Origin of the sequence: Scandinavium sp. NPDC088450 (genome assembly GCF_044900545.1) — a bacterium.
GTDB lineage: Bacteria > Pseudomonadota > Gammaproteobacteria > Enterobacterales > Enterobacteriaceae > Scandinavium.
On record NZ_JBJDNI010000052.1, the window covers coordinates 1 to 6647 of the forward strand.

Annotated in this window: 9 protein-coding genes; 2 read left to right on the forward strand and 7 right to left on the reverse strand. The window is 48.2% G+C overall.

All coding sequences use genetic code 11. The features are described 5' to 3' along the window. Positions 1 to 45: 45 nt before the first annotated feature. Positions 46 to 471, forward strand: coding sequence for a glutaredoxin-dependent arsenate reductase (gene arsC, locus ACI2I2_RS24335; RefSeq protein WP_032181594.1), 426 nt, complete (start codon positions 46 to 48; stop codon positions 469 to 471). Positions 472 to 501: 30 nt separating this feature from the next. Here the strand turns inward: arsC and arsA are convergent, their stop codons facing one another. The 7 genes from arsA to ACI2I2_RS24370 form a co-directional block, all read right to left on the reverse strand. Next, a complete protein-coding gene (arsA, locus tag ACI2I2_RS24340) occupies positions 502 to 2259 on the reverse strand; it encodes an arsenical pump-driving ATPase (protein ID WP_047062269.1) in 1758 nt (585 codons plus the stop codon). 20 nt (positions 2260 to 2279) lie between these two features. Continuing rightward, positions 2280 to 2642 carry an arsenic metallochaperone ArsD family protein gene (locus tag ACI2I2_RS24345; RefSeq protein WP_047062270.1) on the reverse strand — a complete coding sequence of 121 codons (363 nt, stop codon included), beginning with the start codon at positions 2640 to 2642 and terminating at the stop codon, positions 2280 to 2282. A 75-nt stretch (positions 2643 to 2717) separates the two neighbouring features. After that, positions 2718 to 3263, reverse strand: coding sequence for a sigma-70 family RNA polymerase sigma factor (locus ACI2I2_RS24350; protein ID WP_047062271.1), 546 nt, complete (start codon positions 3261 to 3263; stop codon positions 2718 to 2720). Between the two features lie 8 nt (positions 3264 to 3271). Beyond that, positions 3272 to 3985, reverse strand: coding sequence for an arsenical resistance protein ArsH (gene arsH / locus ACI2I2_RS24355; RefSeq protein ID WP_032181602.1), 714 nt, complete (start codon positions 3983 to 3985; stop codon positions 3272 to 3274). Between the two features lies 1 nt (position 3986). Then, positions 3987 to 4310, reverse strand: coding sequence for a helix-turn-helix transcriptional regulator (locus tag ACI2I2_RS24360; protein WP_047062272.1), 324 nt, complete (start codon positions 4308 to 4310; stop codon positions 3987 to 3989). A gap of 302 nt (positions 4311 to 4612) precedes the next feature. Continuing rightward, entirely contained in the window at positions 4613 to 4819 is a 207-nt protein-coding gene (locus tag ACI2I2_RS24365) for an AlpA family transcriptional regulator (protein WP_032170432.1), read from the reverse strand. 121 nt (positions 4820 to 4940) lie between these two features. Continuing rightward, complete coding sequence (locus tag ACI2I2_RS24370; protein WP_032294619.1) at positions 4941 to 5519, reverse strand: inovirus-type Gp2 protein; 579 nt, start codon at positions 5517 to 5519, stop codon at positions 4941 to 4943. A gap of 476 nt (positions 5520 to 5995) precedes the next feature. Here ACI2I2_RS24370 and ACI2I2_RS24375 point away from each other — a divergent pair, with 476 nt between their 5' ends. After that, positions 5996 to 6583, forward strand: a complete 588-nt coding sequence (locus ACI2I2_RS24375; protein ID WP_404660245.1) for a hypothetical protein — start codon at positions 5996 to 5998, stop codon at positions 6581 to 6583. The last annotated feature ends 64 nt before the right edge of the window (positions 6584 to 6647 follow it).

Consider the following 6647-nt stretch of genomic DNA (forward strand, 5'->3'; position numbering starts at 1 on the left):
GCGCTGGCGCTACGTCTCTCTTTCACTTTGTAATGAGATACTGATATGAGCAACATCACCATTTATCACAACCCAGCCTGCGGCACGTCGCGTAATACGCTGGAGATGATCCGCAACAGCGGTATCGAGCCGACCGTTATTCTTTACCTTGAGACTCCACCTTCACGCGATAAGCTGGTCAAACTCATTGCGGATATGGGCATTTCCGTCCGGGCGTTACTGCGTAAGAACGTCGAGCCGTATGAGGAACAGGGTCTTGCAGAAGATAAATTTACTGATGACCAGTTAATCGATTTTATGTTGCAACATCCGATCCTGATTAACCGTCCGATTGTGGTGACGCCACTGGGAACTAAACTTTGCCGTCCTTCGGAGGTGGTTCTGGATATTCTGCCAGAGGCTCAGAAAGCGGCTTTCACCAAGGAAGACGGTGAAAAAGTCGTTGATGAGGCAGGTAATCGACTGAAATAAAGATGAAGGGGGCAAATGCCCCCTTCATTATTACTTCGCCATTTCTTCCAGCAGGTCAATACCAACCGGCTCTTCGCTCTGTAACGCTGTTAATGCAATACGCTTTGCATACTGCTCTTCCACATCAGAGATGAGAGGCAACTCGCGGTTTGCCCTGGTCTTCAGGAAAGGTGAAGACGGCTCAGCAGCTGCCAGGCTGTTATTCACAACCCATGCCCACGGCTCAATGCCAGCGCGACGCAGATCCTGCTGCAGGTTTGCTGCTTCCAGTACAGGTGTCGTTTCGGCAAGCGTCACGATAATCACCTTCGTCTTCTCCGGGTCCTGCAATTGCATCATTGGCGTCATCACATGGTCATGTGTTTGCCCCATCTGGCGCACCATTTCCCGGTGATAGGCTCCTGTTGCATCCAGTAGCAGAAGCGTATGACCCGTAGGCGCAGTGTCCATAATGACAAAATGGTCGTCGGCCTCTTTGATGATTCGCGAGAATGCCTGGAAGACGGCGATCTCTTCAGTACATGGCGAGCGGAGATCCTCTTCCAGCACCGCCAGTCCTTCCGCATCTAACCCTTTGCCCTGATTTTCCAGAACAAAACGACGATAGCGCTCTGTCTCTACCTTCGGGTCAATACGGCTGACCTGAAGATTGGGCAGCGAGCCATCCAGTGTATAAGACAGATGTGCCGCTGGGTCGGATGTAGTCAGGTGGACTTTGTGGCCGCGTTTAGCCAGCGATACCGCCACTGATGCCGCAACGGTCGTTTTACCCACACCGCCTTTACCCATCGTCATGACCAGCCCTTTTCCGGTCTGGCTCAGTTCATCAACCAGTGAAGCAAGTTTCGGTAAATCCAGAGCATTCAGCGTGGTAGCAGGGAGTGCCGGTGCGGCTTTGCTCTCTGTAAATAATTCCCGCAGGGCTTCCAGACCGACCAGATTAAATGGCTTCAGATACAGCTGTGAGCGAGGAAGGTTCGCCAGATTATCAGGCATTGCCTGTAATGCTTTTTCTTCCCGAGCCAGAATACTTTGCGCCAGTGGATCATTTTCACCGGCAAACGGCGGCATCACACCATTAATGGCAAGGTGTTGATGCTGCAAACCGATTGCAGACAGCTCATCGTGCGTATGAGAAACCTCTTTCAGCGTTGAAGCCTGGGCACGGGCAACCAGAACTAAGCGCGTAAGAGCAGCATCAGACAGCGCTTTAACCGCATCGGAGTACTGGTGCTGTTGTTTCTCCAGCCCTACCAGAGGCCCGAGGTTTGCAGCGGCATCAGGGTTCGCCTCGAGATAACCGCTCCAGGCTCCCGGCAATTCAAGCATGCGGATGGTGTGACCGGTTGGCGCGGTATCAAATACAATATGGTCATATTTTTCCCGCAGCTCATGATTGGTCAGCAGACCGGTAAACTCATCAAACGCAGCGATTTCCGTGGTGCATGAGCCAGAGAGCTGCTCTTCAATGCTGCTGACCACATCGGCTGGCATCAGCCCGCGAACAGGGTCGAGCACACGGTCACGATAGGCTTGCGCTGCAGCCATCGGATCAACTTCCATCGCGGCAAGATTTTCTACAGTACTGATATCTGTGATTCGGTGGCCGATAGTCTGGCTAAATACCTGGCCGACATTGGAAGCCGGATCGGTACTCACCAGAAGCGTTCTCTTACCCTGATCGGCCAGCCATACCGCAGTAGCACAAGCCAGGGATGTTTTACCCACGCCACCTTTGCCGGTGAAGAAAATGAACGGGGGAATGTCTTTTAAAAATGGCATATTCATCAGTGATAGCTCCTCTGGAATTAAGGCATACGTGGAATGCAGCAGCAGCGTGGTTGCGTGCTGTCTTCACTCCAGTCCTGAGTAAGCGGAATACCAGCCCAACGGGCGATATCTTCACGAGTAGGAAGTTTGCCTGCCATTACGAGCTTGCCGTCGAGCAAGGTGACAGGGAGGGATTCCATCCCTGATGTGTTAAGAAACTCTTTAATGACAGGGGTATTCAGGAACTGTTGCGGGTTCTTCGCAAGGCTGTAGCGCTGAATATCAACGCCACTCTTTTTCGCCCATTCGGCGCTGGCGTTCCATTTGACGGCTTCGTCGCTGACCACAACGCTACTGGTTGCGCAGCAGCCTGCTGCTTCAAAGATCTCAATTTTTGACATGGACTGTTTACCTCAGTGTTTAGTCATTTGGCTTTACACTGAGGTAAACGAAGGTGGTGGGAAAAAGATGCGCGATTAATTCATTTTTTTGTGGCAGCAGACGGGAGAAGTGTCATCCGCCTCAATCTGACAAAGTTCTGTCATCGTCTCTTTCAGGTGCTTTCTGGCCCGAAGCAGGCGGGATTTAAACGCCGTAAGCGTGATCCCCATTTCATCGGCCAGAGACTGCTGGGGACGCCGGTTAAGGTCGAACTCCTCAATCAACCACCGCTCATCTTCGGGTAAAGCCTGTAATGTTTCAGGCAGGCAAATATCCAGCGTTGAGATTGCATCAGGGGATGCGTCAGTTAATGGGGCATCTTCTTCCAGCTCAACAAACTCCCTGGTTGTGCGGTACTCATCGATCAGCAGGTTCCTTGCTGCCCGATACAGCCAGGCTCGTGGATTATCCATCTCACAGAAACTGTCTGAATGAGCACGGGCACGCAGGAATAGCTCTTGTAGAAGGTCTGCTGCTTTTTCGCTATCACCTGCCTTCGATGTCAGAAAGCGAGAGAGTTCGGCTTCATGTTGCCGCCAGAACACGCTCATGCAGTTGTTGAATGCCGTTACTTCACTCATACCAGCCCTCAAATTTTGCTCTGATTTACCCGCCGGGAAAGTTCTTCTGCCGACTCTTTTCGTTCGCTGTAGCGATCAACGAGATAGGCTGAGTTGCCTCGGGTCAGCAGAGTAAATTTCACCAGTTCTTCCATTACATCCACGATGCGGTCGTAATAAGACGACGGTTTCATTCGTCCATCTTCATCAAACTCCTGCCAGGCTTTTGCCACAGAGGACTGATTCGGGATGGTGATCATCCGCATCCATCGGCCAAGAATACGCATCTGGTTTACGGCGTTGAAAGACTGAGAGCCACCGCAGACCTGCATGACGGCAAGCGTCTTACCCTGAGAAGGGCGAACAGCGCCTTCCGAAAGTGGTATCCAGTCAATCTGGGCCTTCATGATGCCGGTCATCGCACCATGCCGTTCAGGTGAGCACCACACCATGCCTTCGGACCAACGAACCAGCTCACGCAACTCCATGACTTTAGGATTCGAGTCAGGTGCATCATCTGGAAGAGGCAGGCCAGAAGGATTGAAGATCCGCACCTCTGCACCCATGGCAGTCAGCAACCTTGCCGCTTCCTCAGTTGCCAGTCGGCTGTAGGAACGTTCGCGTACAGAGCCGTACAGCATGAGGATACGGGGAGGATGGGGAACGGCAGGAACGCCGAATCTTGCCTCTGTGATTGAGGTGTCAAACAAACCCGAATCAACATTCTTAAGATCGCCTGTCATTTTACTTCTCCGTCTTCTGGGGCATAGTGAGGCAGTCGTCAGTTCCTGAGCAGCATTCTTCTGTCAGGAAGGTAATGAGAGCCTCAAGGTTCTCATATCGAGCATGACAATAGAGCGTTCTACCCTGGCGATCCTGGCGTACCAGAGAGACTGATATCAGCGATGAGAGATGATGGCTCAACGTAGAGGCTGGGATTTCGAGCCGCTTCTGCAATTCGCCAACCGGTAGCCCCTCATACCCGGCTTTAACCAACTCTCTGTAAACGCTAAGGCGCGTGGGATGACCCAGCTCTTTCAGAGTATCTGCTGCTTTTGAAAGCTCCATTTGCATCTCATTTCTATATTTCCGGAATAGTGGAAATATAGCGTATTTCATGGAGAACACCAAGTTCGAGTTATCTGACTCTTATAAGTTTTGATAGAGGGTGTATTGTTTAGGGACAGGTATTCGATTTGTCAGTTTCGGTGGTCACTGAAAGAACACCTTTTACCTCTACAAGGTTTAATTCCCTGGCTCAGGGTAGGGCTTGGTGGATGCGAAATCGAAGGTAAGTGATCTTGATGTCTTAAGTATTGATGAAAACACATTATAACGATTTTGGTTTTCTAATTCTGGGCTAGAGCGCTTTACTTTCTGGATTCGTAGATACGGTAATATAACCATTCTTCCAGATCGCTTTTTAACCAACGGGAAGCTCTGCCCAATTTAATCGGTTTAGGGAATGCCCCATCCTGTATCAGCTTATAGAACCATTTATCGCTCAGGCCAGTAAGCTGGGTAATGAATTTCATATCAATGAATTGATCTTCAAGTAGTGCAGGTTTTGTATACATGTTGATGTGTTCCGGTTAAAGATGAATAACCGGAGCTGCTAGTAAACCAATCATTACCGTCAGCTCCTCCACATCAATGGCTTCTGTTGTAAAAAAACTTCAGCTTAACGTTTACCTGTCGCTACTCCTTCCTGGGCCTGCCTCTACGGCTTCGTGGTGGTATAGCATTCATACCTGCAATAACCCCTCGTGACTTCTGCTCAGATTTGGCTAAATAACTAATTACGTAACGTAGTTCATCAACTGCTTGCCTATTGCGGTGATCCACTATCGTTCCGGAACTCGCAACGAAATGCTTTTTCTTGGAACACAGATGAAAGAGACCTTCATCGTCAGTCAATCTGCGCCATTCTTCCCCTATCGCACGCGAAGTTGGATAGAATTTCCGATGCTTCTGCCCATCAAGATAAAGCATGGCATGCACATGCAACCCCTTACGCTGTCTGTATTCAATTACCCAGCAATACCCAATAACCATCTTTCGACCAAATACCACATCCATCAGGTGCTGTATCTCGCCCTCCATCTCATCCATGAGATTACGCTGCGAGCGTTCACTCCCTTGTTTCCAGCCAAAATCCATACGAAAAGCCAGCAAGCGGGAATAACGCTCAAACATTTCATCCAGATGGTGGTTTATCTCTTCGAGAAGAATACGATGCATAGGGTAATTAGGGTTGGCATTGTAGGGTTCTTTCATGATCTATCCTCAAACTAAACGGGGTTCAATAGATAGATGTGTGATGTATTTTTTAATGCAGGGATGAGTATTGATTACAGGAGGAGGATGGCTAACTCCGGGTGATAATACTAATTAACCTTAATTCAGTAAGAACAGATGGTTTCAAGGATTCTTCGCAGGTTCGCAGGGTGCTCTTACACGGGAAGAAATGTGTGCGCGAAATCTGAAGTATTGCAGTGCGATCTGGCGTTTTACTGGCTTCCGTGATAGGTTGTTATGCATAATTAACAAAATGCATAACAACTATGATAAAGAGAATAACATTTAACACCGATGATAATTTAACGATTGATTCAATCGACAGATACGCCGAATCCAATGGCACGTCACGTTCGAAAGTAATATGTGAGTTATTACGGTCCACTGCGCCTATCCTTGATTTTGTGACATATCAAAATAGAATTACTCAGGAGGTTGAAAGCAGGCTTTTTAGCATGTTTTATCATGAGGTTCGTCACTTCGAAACGCAGCAGCATAAAGATGACTCCACGCTTAAATATATTCACTCCCTGTCCAGTAAGCTTATTTTTGATGTTGGAACTCCACCTATAACGCAATTTTCTCTTCCAGCTTATGGAGCATGGAATTCTAAAAGGAATGAAATTAATGGGGTGTTGGAAGAGTGCATTCAAATGCACGTGAGAGAAGATGATGAGATAACTAAGTACGTTTATTTGTGCGTAAAAAAAGATCCTGTTGAGAGGTTTGATTTTGATTTGATTCAGGTGGCTGTCCCACTTTTTATTATTGACAAATATTTGTTTGATATCCAATCAATCTGCTATGTTCGCGCTATTGATTTTTGCAATATTGGAATTAATGAATACATGCAGAGAAATAAGAAGTATCTGCATACAGCGTATCTTTCATGGGTTCCTGTTGCGGCCTTTCGGGATGGGTTTATTTTTGTTGCAGCTTTGCACATCGATAAAGCATTGCCTAATCAACTATACCCTCCTAAGGTCACCATAAACTACCCTTACGAGTACTGGGGTAATCCCCCCGAAAATCCGGGGTGTTGATAAGTAGAATTTTCTCGTAATCTGAACCGGGGAGATCTCTATGAAAAAATCACGTTTTACCGAC